This is a genomic window from Nocardia sp. NPDC004168, from assembly GCF_040610355.1.
Taxonomy (GTDB): domain Bacteria; phylum Actinomycetota; class Actinomycetes; order Mycobacteriales; family Mycobacteriaceae; genus Nocardia; species Nocardia sichangensis.
Window position 1 is genome coordinate 508,403 of record NZ_JBEXME010000001.1, and the last position, 16,473, is coordinate 524,875.

Genomic DNA, 16,473 nt, shown 5'->3' on the forward strand with positions numbered 1-16,473 from the left:
ATCGGAGCCCGGTCGATGAATATTCGCGTGCGCGGCACCGGTAGGCTGGGTATTCGTGCAGACCCACGAGATTCGACGGCGTTTCCTGGACCATTTCCTCCGTGCCGGCCATACCGAGGTGCCGAGTGCCTCGCTGATCCTGGCCGACCCGAACCTGCTGTTCGTCAACGCGGGCATGGTCCAGTTCAAGCCGTACTTCCTGGGTCAGGAGGCGCCGCCCTACCCGCGGGCGACCAGCGTGCAGAAATGCGTGCGAACCGGCGATATCGAAGAGGTCGGCGTCACCACGCGGCACAACACCTTCTTCCAGATGGCGGGCAACTTCTCCTTCGGTGATTACTTCAAGGAGGGGGCGATCACCCTCGCCTGGGAGCTGATCTCCAAGCCGCAGGACGACGGCGGTTACGGGTTCGATCCCGAGCGGATCTGGGTGACCGTGTACCAGGACGACCCGGAGGCCGCCGAGATCTGGAAGCGGGTCGCGGGGATCCCCGAGGAGCGCATCCAGTTCCGCGACGGCAAGGACAACTACTGGGACATGGGCGTGCCCGGCCCCGGCGGACCCTGCTCGGAGATCTACTACGACCGCGGCCCCGAGTACGGCCGCGACGGCGGGCCGGTCGCCGACGAGGACCGCTACCTCGAGATCTGGAACCTCGTGTTCATGCAGGACATCCGCGGTGAGTTGAGCCCCAAACTCGGGCACTCGCCGGTCGGGTCGCTGCCGAAGAAGAACATCGACACCGGCATGGGGGTCGAGCGCATCGCGCTGCTGCTGCAGGGCGTGGACAACGTCTACGAGACCGACCTGCTGCGCCCGATCATCGACAAGGCCGAGGAACTGACCGGACGCTCCTACGGCGTCCAGCACGAGGACGACGTCCGCTTCCGCGTGATCGCCGACCATGCTCGCACCGCCGCCATGCTGATCGCCGACGGCGTGAACCCGGGCAACGACGGCCGCGGGTACGTGCTGCGCCGCCTGCTGCGCCGCATCGTGCGCTCGGCCCGCCTGCTCGGCGCCGAGAAGCCGGTGATGAGCGAGTTCATGAAGGTCGTCAGCGACCTGATGGCCCCGTCCTACCCGGAGCTGGCCACCGACTTCCGCCGCATCGAGACCGTCGCGGTCGGCGAGGAGACGGCGTTCCTGAAGACGCTGAACACGGGCTCCACCCTGTTCGACAACACCGCCGCCGCGGTGAAGGCCCACGGCGGCAGCACGATCGCCGGGTCCGACGCGTTCACCCTGCACGACACCTACGGCTTCCCGATCGATCTGACGCTGGAGATGGCCGCGGAGGCCGGGCTGTCGGTCGACGAAGAGGGCTTCCGCTCGCTCATGTCCGAGCAGCGTCAGCGGGCCAAGGAGGACGCGCAGGCGCGCAAGCACGCCCACGCCGACCTCACGATCTACAAGGAACTGGTCGACCGCGGCGCCACCGAGTTCACCGGCTTCGACGAGCTCACCTCCGAGGCCACCGTGCTCGCCCTGATCGCCGACGGTGTGCGGGTGCCGACGGCGACCGTGGGGCAGGACGTCGAGGTCATCCTGGACCGCAGCCCGCTCTACGCCGAGGCGGGCGGCCAGATCGCCGACCGCGGCTCCATCACCGCCTCGTCGGGATTGAAGCTGCGCGTGAACGACGTGCAGAAGATCGCCAAGAAGCTGTGGGTGCACAAGACCACGGTGGAGCACGGCCAGATCACCGAGGGCGACGTCGTGCTGGCGCAGGCCGACCCGTCCTGGCGGCGGGGTGCCACGCAGGGCCATTCCGGTACGCACATGGTGCATGCCGCCCTCCGGCAGGTGCTCGGCCCGAACGCCGTGCAGGCCGGTTCGCTGAACAAGCCGGGCTACCTGCGTTTCGACTTCAACTGGCAGGGCCAGCTGTCCGAGCAGCAGAAAGCCGACATCGAGGCCGTCTCCAACGACGCGGTCGGCGCCGACTTCCCGGTGAACACCTTCGTCACCGATCTGCCGAAGGCCAAGCAGATGGGCGCGCTGGCCTTGTTCGGCGAGAACTACGGCAACGAAGTGCGCGTGGTGGAGATCGGCGGCCCGTTCTCGATGGAGCTGTGCGGTGGCACGCACGTACAGCATTCCTCGCAGATCGGCCCGATCACGGTGCTCGGCGAGTCGTCGGTCGGCTCCGGCGTGCGTCGCGTGGAGGCGTTCGTCGGCTTGGATTCCTACGCGTACCTGGCCAAGGAGCGCGCGCTGCTGGCCGGTGTCGCCTCCGCGCTCAAGGTGCCCTCCGACGAGGTGCCCGCTCGCGTCGAGCAGCTGGTGGAGCGGCTCAAGGTGGCCGAGAAGGAGCTCGAGCGCACGAAGATGGCCGCCGTGCTGTCCTCGGCGGGCGAGTTCGTCGAGAAGGCCGAGCGGATCGGCCGGCTGCTGCTGGTCGCCGTGGCCGCGCCGGAGGGCGTGTCCGCGGGCGATCTGCGCACGCTGGCCACCGACATCCGCGGCCGGTTCGGCAGCGAGCCCGCCGTGGTGGTACTGCTCGGCAACGCCGACGGCAAGGTGCCGTTCGTGGTCGCGGTGAACAAGCCCGCTCAGGAACTCGGCATCAAGGCGGGCGATCTGGTCGGTTGCTTCGGCCCGAGTATCGCGGGACGAGGCGGCGGCAAGCCGGAGATGGCGCAGGGCGCGGGCTCGGACCCGTCCGGCATTCCGGCCGGCCTGACCGCGGTCCGCGCGCGGGTGGCCGAACTCGCCGGGTGATGGGCGGCCCAGCGGAACCGGAGCGGTCGGCGCCCCGCGGCGCCGACCGGCCGCATCCGGCCACCGACCCCGGTCGGGGCAGGCGGATCGGCGTCGACGTCGGCAGTGTCCGGATCGGGGTCGCCGCGAGCGATCCCGACGGCATCCTCGCCACCCCGGTGGAGACCGTGCCGCGCGCGAAACCGTCCCGGCGATCGGCTCCCGCACCCGATATCGAAAGAATTGCCGAAATTGTGCGGGAGTACGAGGCAGTCGAGGTAATCGTCGGATTGCCGCGAACATTACGCGGGGAGAAAGGCACTGCGGCTACGCTGGCCAGCGCATTCGCTGAGCGATTGCGGGCTGCTGTCGTGCCGGTGCCGGTCCGGCTTTCCGACGAACGTTTGACTACGGTGTCAGCTGCACGTGCATTGCGGGACAGTGGAGTTCGCGCGCGTGGCCAGCGGCAGGTGATCGATCAGGCGGCGGCCGTGTCGATCCTGCAAGGATGGTTGGACGAACGGAGTGCGGTGTTGAGGTCGGTGGAAGCGGGACGTCCTGCGTCGTCCGGGGACGATGCATGACGGATCGGTGGGCGCGGGCCGAGGAACTGTTCCGACAGCGCGAAGCTGATCGGCGTTACCGGAGAGACGACCGGGCCTGGGGCGAGTACGACGGCGACCGGTACGACGACTACGACGACGACACGACCGTCATCCCCCGCTACGTCGACGACGAGGAAGAGCCGGAGCCCGCGCCGCCGCCACCGGCCCCACGGCGTGGCGGACAGCGCCCCAGGACGACGCGTGTCGAGGAGCCGCGCCGCTCGAAGCGCGCGGAGTCGAAACGTGCCCGGCCCGAGCGCTCCGGCCGCTCGCAGCGCGGCAAGCGATCCCGGGTCGCCTCCCGCAAAGCCGCCGAGCGCAAGAAGCGCCGCCGCAACCTATGGTTCGTCGCGGGTGTCTTCATCCTTCTCTTCGCCGGCGCCGTGATCTTCGCCGGGATGAAGTTGGTCGCCAGTATGGCTCCGCCGAAAGACTTCGCGGGACCAGGGGGACCGCTGGTGGTGGTGCAAGTGCATCCGGGCGACACCTCCCAGCAGATCGCGTCGACGATGGTCGAGCGCGGCGTCGTGGCGAGCTCGGGCGCGTTCTTCCAAGCGGCCGTGCGCAATTCGAACATGAATACGGTGCAGCCCGGCTTCTACGCGATCCCCAGCCAGAGCCCCGCCGCCGAGGCGGTGTCGGCGCTGGTGAGCAAGTCCTCGCGGGTCGGCAATCTGGTCGTCTCCGAGGGACGGCTGCTGCACGACCAACACGACATGAGCACCGGCGGGCGGTACGACGGCATCTACCGCAAGATCGCGGAGGCCAGCTGCATCGGCACGGGCACCAATCAGAAGTGCGTGAGCTACGAACAGCTCGATGCCGCGGGCGCGAGCCTGGACCTGGCCGCGCTCGGAGTGCCGGCATGGGCGACCCAGGGTGTCAAGGACTGCCCGGACCGGACACGGCAGCTGGAGGGCCTGATCGCCGCCGGCACATGGGATTTCGATCCGAGCGGGACGCCTGCGGAGATCCTGCGGCAATTGGTGACCGCGAGTGCCAAGAGCTATGAGTCCACCGGACTGCTGCAGTCCGGCGCCGACACGAAACTGACGCCGTACCAGACGCTGGTCGCCGCCTCGCTGGTGGAACGCGAGGCGAAGCCCCAGGACATGGGCAAGGTGGCACGGGTGATCGTGAACCGGCTGCGGGTCGATCAGATGCTGCAGTTCGACTCGACGGTGAACTACACCCTGGATCGCACCGAGGTGGCGACCACCGACGCCGACCGCGCCCAGGAAACCGCCTGGAACACCTATGCGATGCGTGGCCTGCCCAAGACTCCGATCGCCGCGCCGTCGTTGAACGCTCTGCGTGCCATGGAGAATCCGGAGCAGGGGCCGTGGCTGTACTTCGTCACCGTCGACAAGCAGGGCACCACCCTGTTCACCGACGACTATCAGGAGCATCTGCGCCTGATCGCACGGGCGCAGCGCAGCGGCATCCTCGACAGTTCCAAGGACAGCGGTGGCCGGTAATCGCAAGGCGGCGGTGCTCGGGAAGCCGATCGCGCACTCGCGATCGCCACAGCTGCACTTGGCCGCGTACCGCGCGCTCGGATTGGATTGGAGCTACGAGCGCATCGAATGCTCGGCGGAGCAGCTGCCCGGGCTGGTCGACGGGCTCGGGCCGGAATGGGTCGGGCTTTCGGTGACCATGCCCGGCAAGGAAGCGGCACTGGCCTACGCCGATGAGCGCACCGACCGGGCCGTGTTGGTCGGATCGGCCAACACCTTGGTCCGCCGCGACGCGGGCTGGCTGGCCGACTGCACCGACGTGGACGGTGTGCTCGGAGCGCTCCGCGGCGGTGGTGTCACCGACCTGACCGAGGGCGTGGTGCTGGGGGCGGGCGGCACCGCGCGGCCCGCCCTGCTGGCGTTGTCGGAGCTGGGCGCGAAGTCGGTGACCGTGGTCGCCCGGGACGCCGGGCGGGCGCGCGGCGCGCTGGAACTCGCCGAGCGGCTGGGGATGATCGCGTCGCTGGCCGGTTTCGATGCCGGGGCGCTGCGTACGATCTGCGCGGCCGCGGGAGCCGTGGTGAGCACCATTCCCGCCACGGCGGCGGTGGTGGTCGCCCCCGCGGTAGCCGAGGCGCCGGTGGTGCTCGACGCGATCTACAACCCCTGGCCCACCCCGCTGGCCGAGGCGGTGGCCCGGTCCGGGCACACGGTGGTCAGTGGTCTGCAGATGCTGCTGAACCAGGCGTATGGGCAGGTCGAGCTGTTCACCGGGCAGGCAGCGCCGCGCGCGGAGATGGCGGCGGCGCTGGACGAGGGGCGTCGATAGCCTTCTCACCAGCGGTGCGTATCTGCTCTTTCCGCTGCCGTGATCGCCGGTTATGCTGTCCTCCAACGCGTTTCAACGGGAGGGGTAGCGTTGTGTTGATTCGACTCGGAGTCACCGTCGCGATGGGGATCGCGGCATCCGCGTTCGTCTTCGCCGGACAGTCGGCGGCGAAAGCCGATGGCTGCGCATCGGCGCAGCCGACTTGGGGGTTCCAGTGTGTTGCCGCGGCGTCGAACGTCGCGCTGGCGAACTGCATGAAAGAGGCGCCGCTGTGGCACAAAGACGGGAAGTGCATTCAGCGGAACGACGGTAGCGGTAGGTACGACCTCTGGATTCCATCCAACTGAGACACGCAGGGCCGTAGTCGCTGCCGAGAAACACGGCTATGGTGTTTCGCATGAATGCTTGGTTGTTGCGGGCCGTCGTGCTCGGCGCGCTGGTGGTGGCGTTGCGTGCCGGGCTCGGGTTCGCGATGGTGTACTGGCCGACACACGGGGCACTGATGCGCATCCTGTGCCTGGTCGTGCTGGTCGCGGCCATCGCGGCCTGGGGTGTGCTGGACGGTCGCAGGGACCGCGTCGAGAGCGGGGACGCCGAACGCGGCGCCGATCTGACCATGATGTGGCTGAAGGCCGCCGTTGTGGGTGGTGTCGGCAGCGGCCTGGCGTCCTGGATCCTGGACTGGGCTCCCCGGTTCGATCTCGGTGACAACGGCCTGCTGTTCGAACTCACGGCGGGCGCGGCGTTCATCATCCTGCTGATCTTCGTGCCCGCGCTGATCGGTGTCGGCGTCGGCCGGATGCTGGCCGAGCGGCAGAACGGCAAGGGGCGCTCCACCCCGCCGTCGCTGTACTCCGCCGCGGGCAGCGCGATCTGATTCCACGAGAAAACGGCGCGCCCGCAGCGGGCGCGCCGTTTTCGTCTCTCGCGGCCGCCGCGGGCTAGAGCAGCACCGCGCCGCCGCTCGGACTGTCCTCCCGCGCGATCGCCGAGTAAGCGGCGGCCAGCAGGGCGGGATCGGGTCCTTCCAAGCGTCCGGGTTTGGCCAGGCCGTCGAGCACGACGAAGCGCAGCACGCCGGAGCGGGTCTTCTTGTCCGTCTGCATGGCGTCCAGCAGCTGAGGCAGCGCGTCGGCGTCGTAGCTGGTCGGCAGGCCGACGGCGGACAGGATCGCGCGATGACGGTCGGCGGTGGCGTCATCGAGACGACCCGCGAGACGACCGAGCTCGGCGGCGAACACCAGTCCGACGGAGACCGCGGCGCCGTGCCGCCACCGGTAACGCTCCCGCCGTTCGATCGCGTGCCCCAGGGTGTGACCGTAGTTCAGGATCTCGCGGAGGCTGGATTCCTTCAGATCGGCGGCGACGACGTCGGCTTTCACCTGGATCGCGCGACGGATCAGCTCCGGCAGCACCTCGCCGGACGGGTCGAGGGCGGCCTCCGGGTCGCGCTCCACCAGCTCCAGGATCACCGGGTCGGCGATGAAACCGGCTTTGATGATCTCCGCCATGCCCGCGACGATCTCGTTGCGCGGCACCGTCTCCAGGGTGGCCAGGTCGACCAGCACGGCGGCCGGCTCGTGGAAGCAGCCGACGAGATTCTTGCCCGCCTCGGTGTTGATGCCGGTCTTGCCGCCGACCGCCGCATCGACCATCGCCAGCAGCGTGGTCGGCACGTGCACGATCCGCACCCCGCGCATCCAGGTGGCGGCGACGAAACCGGCCAGATCGGTCGCCGCGCCGCCGCCGAGGCTGACCACGACGTCGTTGCGGGTCAGGCCGATACGCCCCAGCACCTCCCAGCAGAAGCCGGCGACCGCGAGTTCCTTGCCCGCCTCGGCGTCCGGGATCTCGATCCGGTGCGCGTCGATACCGGTGTCGGCCAGCGCCTTTCGCACCACTTCGGCGGTCTCGGTGAGCGGCGGCTGATGGAAGACGGCCACGGTGCGCACACCTTTGGTCGCGCTGTGGACGGACTCGACGAGTTCGCCGAGCAACCCGCGGCCGATGATCACCTGGTACGGGTCGGCGGTCCGGACTTCGAGACGACTCGGCTCTGTCACGTGGCTTGCTCCGATTCTGTTGTTGCTGTTGTCGACTGCTGCCGCGCCCGGGAGCGGGCGCGGCGTGCGCGGGCGCGCCGGGATCGGCTGCCCGCCGCCGTCTCCCCGTTGCCTGCCCCGCCCTCGGCGTCGGGTTCGCTCGTGACGCTCCTGCGGCTGCGCCGGGAGCGCACCGTGGCGGTCACCGCCGCTTCCGCCGCGGCGCCGGTCGCGGTGTCGGTGGTCTCGGACTGATCGGCGGTCTTGCGCCGCGCCGCCGCTCTTGCTCTCGCACGTCGGCGGGCCCGGGATCGGCTGCTGCCCTGCGGGATTCCGCTCGGCGGTGGCCGGAGATCCGTTTCGGCCGGTTCGACCGGCTCCATACCGAGCTTGGTCATGATCATCCGCACCACGCGGCCGGGACTGCGGCCGTCGGTGCGAACCCGGACGGTCGCCACTTCCCGGTACAGCGGCCGACGGGTACGCATCAGTTCCCGGTACTTCGCGCCGGGGTCGGCGCCGTTGAGCAGCGGCCGCTGCGTGCTCGCGCCGGTGCGCCGAAGACCCTCCGCGATACTGATCTCCAGGTAGACGACGGTGCGGCCGCGCAGGAGTGCCCTGGTGTGCTCGGACAGCACGGCACCGCCGCCGAGCGAGACCACACCGCGTTCGGCGAGGACGGCGCGGCGCACCACCCGCTCCTCGATCTTGCGGAATTCGGGCTCACCGTCTTCGGCGAATATCTCCGGGATCGTGCGACCGGTCTCCCGCTCGATGCCGGCATCGGTGTCGTACAGCTCGACGCCGAGTTCCCTGGCGAGCTTGCGGCCGATCGTGGATTTCCCCGCCCCCGGCGGTCCGACCAGCACCACGCGCGGGGCGCGCGGATCGGTCTGCACGATCATTGCGACCGACTGTCCGCGGGCACGTGCGGGCGAGTGCTGATGCGCTTGACGTAGCTGGTGATGTTCTCGACGGTCTCGGTGAGCGAGTCGCCGCCGAACTTCTCCAGCGCGGCCTGCGCGACGACCAGCGCCACCATGGATTCGGCGACCACGCCCGCGGCGGGCACGGCGCAGACGTCCGAGCGCTGATGGATGGCGACGGCCTCGTCGCCGGTGGTCATGTCGACGGTGGACAGCGCGCGCGGCACCGTGGAGATCGGCTTCATGGCCGCGCGCACGCGCAGCGCCTCGCCGTTGGTCATGCCGCCTTCCAGTCCGCCGGCGCGGTTGGTGGAACGCAGCACGCCGTCGGGGCCGGGGCGCATCTCGTCGTGCGCCTGGCTGCCGCGGCGGCGCGCGGTCTCGAAACCGTCGCCGACCTCGACGCCCTTGATGGCCTGGATGCCCATCAGCGCGGCGGCGAGCCGCGCGTCCAGCCGGTTCTCGCCGCTGGTGAACGAGCCGAGGCCGACCGGAAGTCCCGCCACGACCACCTCGACAACGCCACCGAGGGTGTCGCCGTCCTTCTTGGCGGCCTCGATCTCCGCGATCATCGCGGCTTCGGCGTCCTTGTCGAAGGCACGCACCGGGCTCTCGTCCACCGCGGCGAGATCGGCGGCGCTCGGCACGAGGCCGGAAGTGTTCTGCGCCGCGCCGATCGACACGACGTGCGAGACGACCTCCGCGCCGAACGCCTGGCGCAGGAAATTGCGCGCGACGGTGCCCGCCGCGACGCGCGCGGCGGTCTCCCTGGCGCTGGCGCGCTCGAGCACGTTACGGGCGTCGTCGAAGTTGTACTTGAGCATGCCGGAGTAGTCGGCGTGCCCGGGCCGGGGCCTGGTCAAGGGTGCGTTGCGGGCCAGGTCGGCGAGTTCGGCCGGATCGACCGGATCGGCGGACATCACCGTGGTCCACTTCGGCCACTCGGAGTTGGCCACCTCGATGGCCACCGGGCCGCCCATGGTGCGCCCGTGCCGCACGCCGCCGATGACGGTGACCTTGTCGGCCTCGAACTTCATCCGGGCGCCGCGACCGTAGCCGAGCCTGCGACGGGCCAGCTGCGCGGAGATCTCGTCGGACGTGACCTCGACGCCTGCCACCATCCCCTCCAGGAGGGCGACGAGAGCGGGACCATGGGATTCTCCGGCAGTTATCCAACGCAGCACATTGTTCATCTTCCCATGTCGACGCCCGTGCTCCGGAACGTGGCCCGCCGTGACGAACCGCACGCCGGGGAGCCAGGGTACCGCGGGCCGAGGCGCTCAGCGGGCTATGACAATGGGGCGGTCCACCGAGCGGAGCAGCGCGTCACCGACCGAGCCGAACAGCAGTCGCCGCAAAGTTCCTCGGCCGCGGTTGCCCACCACCAGCAGCTGTCCGTCGCGGGAGCGTTCGAGCAACCCTCGCTCCGGACGGTCGCGGACGACCTCGCGCCGGATGGTCAGCTCCGGGTACTGCTCCTGCCAGCCGGCCAAGCTGGTCGCGAGCAACGCCTCCTCGGTCCGGCGCAGGGCGGCCCAGTCGGTGCCGATCGCGGCCAGCGGCTCGACCTCACCCCAGGTGTGCACGGCCACCAGTTCGACCCCGCGGAGCGACGCCTCGGTCGCGGCGACCCCGATGGCGGCCTGCTCGGCGGTGGAGCCGTCCACGCCGACGATCACCGGGTTGGTGGTCGCCCGGTCCCACAGCGGCGTCTCGGCGGGCACCACCGCCACGGGGCATTCGGCGTCCCTGGAGACGGCGGTGCTGACCGAGCCGAGGAGGACACGCTGGACGCGGCCGACCCCGCGGGTGCCGACCACGAGCATCGCCGCGCTCCGGGAGCGTTCGATGAGGGCGGTGGCGATGTGCGCCGTGCGGATCTCGGTGCCGATGGTGATGTCGCGCACGGTGTGCGCGGCCGCCACGGCGGCGTCCGCCGCGCGCTCGATCGCCTCGTCCGCCTCGCGCACCCGCAGCAGCGCCGCCGGACGCGGGGGATCGTCGTCGTCGGAGCCGAGCGAGGACTCCACGACGAGCGAGATGTGCAGCGGAGCGTCGTGCAGCGCGGCGGTCTGCGCCGCCCAGCGGACCGCGACGATCGATTGCTCCGAACCGTCGGTTCCCACGACGATCGGTCCCCGCGACGGATGCCTCGGATTCACTGGGCGGCTCCTTCTCGACGCTGCTTCCGCGGTACTGGCGCACTCGAGGGGCGACTTCTCCGAGGCGCCGCATCTCGAGCGCTGACGTGGCGGCGGGTCGGAAAGTCGTTGCCCGCGATTGATGCTACCGATGAATTGCTACTGATTTGCTGGCTTTGTGCGGCGTCCAGCGCGGTCCGGCGGCATTCTGGTGGCGTCGGGCGGAGCGGACTCAGGTCGAGTCGAAGACCGGCGACAGTAGGGCCAGCAATGTCGCCAGGCACATCGCAGGGCCGTGCGGCACGGTGAGCGCGCTGTCGCCCGAGTCGGCGGGGCGGGAGCCGAATGCGCGTCGGCAGACCAGTGCTCCGAGCGCGACGCATGCGGTGAGCGCCGGTGCTCCGAGTGCCGCCCAAACCCACGGACGGGCGCCGCCAAGGGCGGTCGCCCCGCCCAGCATCACCGCGAGCTTGACGTCGCCCGCGCCCAGCGCGGCGGGCGCGGCGAGGTGCACCAGCAGGTACGGCGCCGAAAGCAACAGCGCGCCCAGCAGAGCGGCGGTGAAATGCTTTGTGTGCAGGGCATATCCGAGCACGACCAGCGCTCCGGAGCCCGTCAGCCGGTTCGGGAGGCGTCCTTCACGCAGGTCGAACGTCGTCAGTGCCGCGCACCAGACGGTGAGCGCGGCGCACGCGAGTGGAGTCATGGCTCCACCTTCGCCCGGTTCCGGCGCGGATCATCCGCTCCGGCCCGGAATGTGCACAACCGGTTCGGGTGTGAACAGGCTATGGGTCAGTAGTCCTCCGACTGTCGAGAAATGCTGGGCCGCAATGTTTTCGGGCGAAAATCGATGATTCGACAGCCGCGGACGGCCATGCCGATCACGCGTTGGCTGTCGGTGTGCGGTGTGTCGGCGGTAGTTTTGACTCATGTGTGCTGATCACCAGGGTCATGTGCCGGATTACGCGGCGCGGCGTGGCGCGCTGCGCAGCCTGCTGGTGGAGAACGGGGTGGACGCCCTGCTGGTCACCGATCTGGTGAATATCAGATATCTGACCGGGTTCACCGGCTCCAACGCGGCGTTGTTGGTGCATTCCTGGGACACGCGCACCGCCGAGGACCGGACCGTGATCGGCACCGACGGCCGGTATCGGACCCAGGTCGCCGAGCAGGTTCCCGATCTGCGGGCCGAGATCGCGCGCGCCGCCGCCCGGCGGATCGTGCAGCTGGCCGGTGAGTGGCAGGTCGGCCGGGTGGGTTTCGAAAGCCATGTGGTCACCGTCGACCAGCATCGCGGTTTCCTCGAACAGCGCACCGGCCTGGAGTTCGTCGCCTCGCCCGGGCTGGTGGAGCAGTTGCGCATGGTCAAGGACGCCTACGAAGTGGATCAGTTGCGGGCGGCCTGCGCGGCGGGCGATGCCGGTCTGGCCGCGCTGCTGGAGCGGGGCGGACTGCGTCCGGGCCGCACCGAGCGTCAGGTGGCCAGGGAACTGGAATGGGCCATGTTCGAACACGGCGCCGAAGCGGTTTCGTTCGAGACCATCGTGGCGACCGGCGTGAACTCGGCTGTCCCGCATCACCGCCCGACCGACGCCGTGCTGGCCGCGGGTGATTTCGTCAAACTGGACTTCGGCGCGGTGGTGGGCGGTTACCACTCCGACATGACCCGCACCTTCGTGCTCGGCGCGCCGACCGACTGGCAGCGCGCGGTGTACGCGCTGGTCGCCGAGGCACAGCGGGCCGGGCGGGAGGCGCTGCGCCCGGGGGTCCCGGTATCCGACGTGGACGCCGCGTCGCGGGCGGTGATCGAGGCGGCAGGGCACGGCAAGTTGTTCGTGCACGGCCTCGGCCACGGGGTCGGTCTGCAGATCCACGAAGCGCCCGGAATCGCGAAAACCGGAACCGGTACACTTCTGACTGGCGTGGCGGTGACCGTCGAACCAGGTGTGTACTTTCCCGGCCGCGGCGGGGTCCGGATCGAGGACACGCTCGTGGTGCGCGAAGGGGGCCCGGAGCTGCTCACCCACACCAGCAAAGACCTGACCGTCGTCGACTGACGCCGGTCTGCCCGAGACCAAGCGGTAGAACGAGGAGATCCGAAGACAGTGGCGGACACCAGCGACTTCAAGAACGGCCTTGTGCTGAAGATCGACGGTCAGCTCCAGCAGATCACCGAATTCCAGCACGTCAAGCCGGGCAAGGGCCCCGCGTTCGTGCGGACCAAGCTGAAGAACGTCGTGTCCGGCAAGGTGGTCGACAAGACCTTCAACGCCGGTGTGAAGGTGGAGACCGCGAACGTCGACCGCCGCGACATGACGTACCTGTACCACGACGGCACCGACTACGTCTTCATGGACGGCGAGACCTTCGACCAGATCTCGATCGCCGAGGAGACCATCGGCGACGGCGCCCGCTTCCTGCTGGAGAACATGACCGTGCAGGTCGCCACGCACGAGGGCGCGCCGCTGTACGTCGAGCTCCCGGTCTCGATCGAACTCGTGGTCCAGCACACCGACATCGGCCTGCAGGGTGACCGCTCCACCGGCGGCACGAAGCCCGCCACCCTGGAGACCGGCGCCGAGGTGCAGGTCCCGCTGTTCATCAACACCGGCGACAAGCTGCGCATCGACTCGCGCGACGGCAGCTACCTCGGCCGGGTCAACGCCTGAGCCGCGGGCCGGCCGATCCCGGAATGATGTGACCGTGGCTGACCAGCCCGTGGACAAGAAGTCCACGTACAAGAAGCTCGGCGCGCGGCACAAGGCCCGCCGCCGTGCGGTCGACCTGCTGTTCGAGGCGGAGGCCAGGGACGTCGACGCCGCCGACCTGCTCGACGAGCGCGCCGAGCTCGCCGCCCGCGACCAGTCGGTCGCGCCGGTGCACGCCTACACCCGGACATTGGTCGAGGGTGTGGCCGACGATCTCGACCGGGTGGACGGAACGATCGAGTCGTACTTGCAGGACTGGACCTTGTCGCGGCTCCCGGCCGTGGATCGCGCGATCCTGCGCATCGCGGTCTGGGAGCTGTTCCACGCGAGCGACGTGCCTCCGGTCGTCGCCGTGGACGAGGCGGTGGAGCTGGCCAAGGAGCTGTCCACCGACGACTCCCCGTCCTTCCTGAACGGCGTGCTGGGGCAGGTCGTCCTGGTGGCGCCGCAGGTGCGCGCCGCCGCTGCCGCGACGAGGGCCCCCCGCCCGGAGCCCGAGGCGTGAACAAGTACCTCGTCCTGGCGATGCGCACACCGCGCTTCGATACCGCCGTGATCGAGCCGCACCGGCGGTTCCTGCAGTCGCTGCAGGATCTGGGGCAGTTGCAGGAGAGTGGCCGCTTCACCGACGGCACCGGAGGCGCGTACATCATCTACGCCGAAGCCCTCGACGCCGCAAGGGAAATCGTGTTCACCGATCCGGTGCACACCACCGGGTCCTCGGAGCTCACGATCTACGAGTGGGAAGTCACGGCGCCGAGCTGACTTCGACTGCCCGTCGGAGCGTGCGCGGGCTTCCCGGCTCGGTTCGTGTTCCCGCGCGGCAGCGTGAGGCCGGGCAACGCGACGTCCGTGCAACTCCTACCGCAGACCGCGCATGGCTCCCGCTGGTGGGTGTACGGATGCCCAGCGGGAGCACCGGAACCTGGGTTCCGCGCGGAGACCGAACCTGGACGTGCGTCTCGATCCTGTCTCGACAGTATCCTCGTACCTCGACCGCACTCGAGGTCAAGCGAGGCGCTGACTCGCGGGTGTCTCGGCGGCTAACTCGTCATCAGCAGCGCTGTGACCGCGCCTGCGGTGGCGACCGTCGCGAGCGCGGCACCGGTCAGGACGAAACGTCGCATGGGTACCCGTACGCCGTGCATGCGGCAGAACTCCAGGCACAGCAGTGTGGCGAGCGAGCCCCACGGCGTGACGATCGGGCCGACATTGGTGCCGATCAGCAACGCGAGGAGTTGATCGCTGTTCTGCGCGGGGATCACCGCCTCGCCCGCGGTGTAGGCGGGCAAATTGTTCGCGACATTGGACAGACCCGCACCCGCCGCGGCGGCTCGGAAAGCGCCGGACGCACCCGAGTCGGTGCCGATCAGAGCATGCATCGAGTCGCCGAGGCCGAATCGGCTCAGGGTGGGCACCACCAGGAACAATCCGACCACGAACACGAGCAGCTGCCACGGGATGAGCGAAAGCCGCAACGCGCCGCGATCGAACACGGCGAACGCCGCCAACGCGATGAGCGCCGCGACCGTCGCCGCGACGCCGATCCGGTCGCCGACGAGGGGGATCGCGACGATGAACAACAGACAGGCCCCGGCTGTCGTGTAGAACAGCGAGCGCTCCCGGAAGTTCACGAGCCGGATCGGCTCGGGCGGCACGTAGCGGTCGGTTTCCCGGCGACCGCGCCGCCAGTACCACACCCACAGGCACACCGTCGTCGCGGTGATCGAGACCATCTGCGGCGCCAGCATTCTGCTCGCGAATCCGGTCGCGGTCAGTGCCACCCGGTCGGCGGCGAGCAGATTCGTGAGATTGGAGACCGGTAGCAGCAGGCTCGCGGTGTTCGCCAGCCACAGGGTGGTCATGGCCAGCGGCAGTGGTGGGATCCGAGCGGGCGCGGCTAGTGCCAGCATGACCGGGGCGATGAGCACGGCTGTGGTGTCGAGGTTCAGCAGCACCGTGGTCGCGGAGGCGAACAGCACGCAGAGGCCGAACAGCGCCGGGTAATGGCCGCGACCGAGGATCGCGAGGCGATGGGCGATGGCGTCGAAGACCTTCGCCTGCCGGGTGAGCTCGGCCAGCACGATCACGCTTGCGAGAAACAGCAGTAACGGGCCGATGCGGCGCATGTTCGCGGCGGCCTCGTCGCGGGGCAGGAGCCCGGTGAGCACGCACAGCAGACCGGCCGCCAGCAAGGCGAGCCGGACCCGGTCCAGGACGCTGAGCCGCCGCTCGGAGGTGGTCGCGGGTGGGTTCCGTGTGGAGGAATCGACCAGTTCGGGCACGAGTGCCATCATGGCAGCCCTTCGTTCGCGTCCCTTCCCGGCCGAGACGGGCCACGGCAGTCCTCGCTTACCCATTGAACGTACCGTTATTCGATGGTACGTTATGCGGGTCACATAGGTCGGACGTCGGTTCCGGCACAACCGATCCCGTTTTCGGGTGGAAAACGTTGTGTCCGAGGCAATCTCGGTGTTCGTCCGCCGTCGAGCCAAGGATGTATTGCCCATGAGCCTCGTCATCGGACTGGTATTTCTGTTCATCCTGGTCGGAGGCAGCCTACGGTCGGCCGAAGCCGGCTGTCAGAACACGTTGATGAACCACATGAAGAACATGTGGCTCTGCGCGGTGATCTCGTATGCCGTTGCGCTGACCGGCTTTTCGATCTTCCTGGCGCTCTCGTCGAAGACGCCGTGGCCGACGCTCGACGACGTTCGGAACATGCCGTGGTGGGCGCCGTTCGGCGGTCTGCTGGGCGGCGCGGCGGTGATGGGGATGATCGCGGTCGCCCGGCATGTCGGCGTGGCGACCTTCAGCGCGCTGGTGATCGTCGGCGAGATGGTGGTCGCCGTGATCATGGATCACTTCGGACTCATGGGATTCGAAGAACGATCCGCCAGCGTTCCGCGTCTGGTGGCCTGCGGGCTGATCACGCTCGCGATATACCTGATGGCCGATGAGCCCGCGGGCGACGAGCCCAGGGTCAGCGTCACCTGACAGCAGTACGCCCACCGCTGCCGGTCCCAGCCATCCACTCTTCGCACTCTCCCGAGGATTCTCG

Annotated in this window: 16 protein-coding genes and 1 pseudogene; 11 read left to right on the top strand and 6 right to left on the bottom strand. The window is 69.3% G+C overall.

Annotated features, from left to right (window positions below):
- Positions 1-55: 55 nt before the first annotated feature.
- From alaS to ABZW96_RS02575, 6 genes are all read left to right on the top strand, one after another.
- Positions 56-2,725, top strand: coding sequence for an alanine--tRNA ligase (gene alaS / locus ABZW96_RS02550; RefSeq protein ID WP_355070572.1), 2,670 nt, complete (start codon positions 56-58; stop codon positions 2,723-2,725).
- On the top strand, positions 2,725-3,288 hold the full coding sequence (ruvX, locus tag ABZW96_RS02555; RefSeq protein ID WP_355070574.1) for a Holliday junction resolvase RuvX: 564 nt from the start codon (positions 2,725-2,727) through the stop codon (positions 3,286-3,288). Before alaS ends, ruvX begins: the two co-directional genes overlap by 1 nt.
- On the top strand, positions 3,285-4,787 hold the full coding sequence (mltG, locus tag ABZW96_RS02560) for an endolytic transglycosylase MltG (RefSeq protein WP_355070576.1): 1,503 nt from the start codon (positions 3,285-3,287) through the stop codon (positions 4,785-4,787). The genes ruvX and mltG overlap by 4 nt, the downstream gene beginning before the upstream one ends.
- On the top strand, positions 4,777-5,595 hold the full coding sequence (locus tag ABZW96_RS02565) for a shikimate dehydrogenase (protein WP_355070578.1): 819 nt from the start codon (positions 4,777-4,779) through the stop codon (positions 5,593-5,595). Before mltG ends, ABZW96_RS02565 begins: the two co-directional genes overlap by 11 nt.
- Positions 5,596-5,717: 122 nt before the next feature.
- Positions 5,718-5,942, top strand: coding sequence for a hypothetical protein (locus ABZW96_RS02570; protein ID WP_355070580.1), 225 nt, complete (start codon positions 5,718-5,720; stop codon positions 5,940-5,942).
- Positions 5,943-5,992: 50 nt separating this feature from the next.
- Complete coding sequence (locus ABZW96_RS02575; RefSeq protein WP_355070582.1) at positions 5,993-6,472, top strand: B-4DMT family transporter; 480 nt, start codon at positions 5,993-5,995, stop codon at positions 6,470-6,472.
- A 64-nt stretch (positions 6,473-6,536) separates the two neighbouring features.
- Here the strand turns inward: ABZW96_RS02575 and aroB are convergent, their stop codons facing one another.
- The 5 genes and pseudogenes from aroB to ABZW96_RS02600 form a co-directional block, all read right to left on the bottom strand.
- Complete coding sequence (gene aroB / locus ABZW96_RS02580) at positions 6,537-7,658, bottom strand: 3-dehydroquinate synthase (protein WP_355070584.1); 1,122 nt, start codon at positions 7,656-7,658, stop codon at positions 6,537-6,539.
- Positions 7,659-7,921: 263 nt separating this feature from the next.
- Positions 7,922-8,542: pseudogene (locus ABZW96_RS02585) on the bottom strand (shikimate kinase); the annotation flags it as partial.
- On the bottom strand, positions 8,539-9,747 hold the full coding sequence (gene aroC, locus ABZW96_RS02590) for a chorismate synthase (protein ID WP_355071043.1): 1,209 nt from the start codon (positions 9,745-9,747) through the stop codon (positions 8,539-8,541). The pseudogene ABZW96_RS02585 and the gene aroC, both read right to left, overlap by 4 nt.
- Positions 9,748-9,843: 96 nt before the next feature.
- Positions 9,844-10,725: a universal stress protein gene (locus ABZW96_RS02595; protein ID WP_355070586.1), complete on the bottom strand. Its 882-nt coding sequence runs from the start codon at positions 10,723-10,725 to the stop codon at positions 9,844-9,846.
- A gap of 211 nt (positions 10,726-10,936) precedes the next feature.
- Positions 10,937-11,410 carry a prepilin peptidase gene (locus ABZW96_RS02600; RefSeq protein ID WP_355070588.1) on the bottom strand — a complete coding sequence of 158 codons (474 nt, stop codon included), beginning with the start codon at positions 11,408-11,410 and terminating at the stop codon, positions 10,937-10,939.
- A gap of 223 nt (positions 11,411-11,633) precedes the next feature.
- On the opposite strand from ABZW96_RS02600, the gene ABZW96_RS02605 reads away from it, so the two are divergent.
- Genes ABZW96_RS02605 through ABZW96_RS02620 form a run of 4 tightly spaced genes read left to right on the top strand, consistent with a single transcriptional unit; the run spans position 11,634 to position 14,177 of the window.
- On the top strand, positions 11,634-12,761 hold the full coding sequence (locus ABZW96_RS02605) for a Xaa-Pro peptidase family protein (RefSeq protein ID WP_355070590.1): 1,128 nt from the start codon (positions 11,634-11,636) through the stop codon (positions 12,759-12,761).
- A gap of 48 nt (positions 12,762-12,809) precedes the next feature.
- Positions 12,810-13,373, top strand: a complete 564-nt coding sequence (gene efp / locus ABZW96_RS02610; RefSeq protein WP_355070592.1) for an elongation factor P — start codon at positions 12,810-12,812, stop codon at positions 13,371-13,373.
- Positions 13,374-13,407: 34 nt separating this feature from the next.
- On the top strand, positions 13,408-13,917 hold the full coding sequence (nusB, locus tag ABZW96_RS02615) for a transcription antitermination factor NusB (protein ID WP_355070594.1): 510 nt from the start codon (positions 13,408-13,410) through the stop codon (positions 13,915-13,917).
- On the top strand, positions 13,914-14,177 hold the full coding sequence (locus ABZW96_RS02620) for a YciI family protein (RefSeq protein WP_355070596.1): 264 nt from the start codon (positions 13,914-13,916) through the stop codon (positions 14,175-14,177). The genes nusB and ABZW96_RS02620 overlap by 4 nt, the downstream gene beginning before the upstream one ends.
- Positions 14,178-14,455: 278 nt before the next feature.
- Here ABZW96_RS02620 and ABZW96_RS02625 read toward each other — a convergent pair whose 3' ends face one another.
- Entirely contained in the window at positions 14,456-15,709 is a 1,254-nt protein-coding gene (locus ABZW96_RS02625) for an SLC13 family permease (RefSeq protein WP_355070598.1), read from the bottom strand.
- Between the two features lie 211 nt (positions 15,710-15,920).
- Here ABZW96_RS02625 and ABZW96_RS02630 point away from each other — a divergent pair, with 211 nt between their 5' ends.
- On the top strand, positions 15,921-16,409 hold the full coding sequence (locus tag ABZW96_RS02630; RefSeq protein WP_355070600.1) for a DMT family transporter: 489 nt from the start codon (positions 15,921-15,923) through the stop codon (positions 16,407-16,409).
- The last annotated feature ends 64 nt before the right edge of the window (positions 16,410-16,473 follow it).

What these genes read in the sequence shown, in the direction of transcription:
- ruvX (WP_355070574.1), top strand. Translation starts at nt 2,725, where the DNA reads ATGGGCGGCCCAGCGGAACCGGAGCGGTCGGCGCCCCGCGGCGCCGAC.
- mltG (WP_355070576.1), top strand. Translation starts at nt 3,285, where the DNA reads ATGACGGATCGGTGGGCGCGGGCCGAGGAACTGTTCCGACAGCGCGAA.
- ABZW96_RS02570 (WP_355070580.1), top strand. Translation starts at nt 5,718, where the DNA reads ATGGGGATCGCGGCATCCGCGTTCGTCTTCGCCGGACAGTCGGCGGCG.
- ABZW96_RS02575 (WP_355070582.1), top strand. Translation starts at nt 5,993, where the DNA reads ATGAATGCTTGGTTGTTGCGGGCCGTCGTGCTCGGCGCGCTGGTGGTG.
- ABZW96_RS02600 (WP_355070588.1), bottom strand. Translation starts at nt 11,410, where the DNA reads ATGACTCCACTCGCGTGCGCCGCGCTCACCGTCTGGTGCGCGGCACTG.
- ABZW96_RS02605 (WP_355070590.1), top strand. Translation starts at nt 11,634, where the DNA reads ATGTGTGCTGATCACCAGGGTCATGTGCCGGATTACGCGGCGCGGCGT.
- ABZW96_RS02625 (WP_355070598.1), bottom strand. Translation starts at nt 15,709, where the DNA reads ATGATGGCACTCGTGCCCGAACTGGTCGATTCCTCCACACGGAACCCA.
- ABZW96_RS02630 (WP_355070600.1), top strand. Translation starts at nt 15,921, where the DNA reads ATGAGCCTCGTCATCGGACTGGTATTTCTGTTCATCCTGGTCGGAGGC.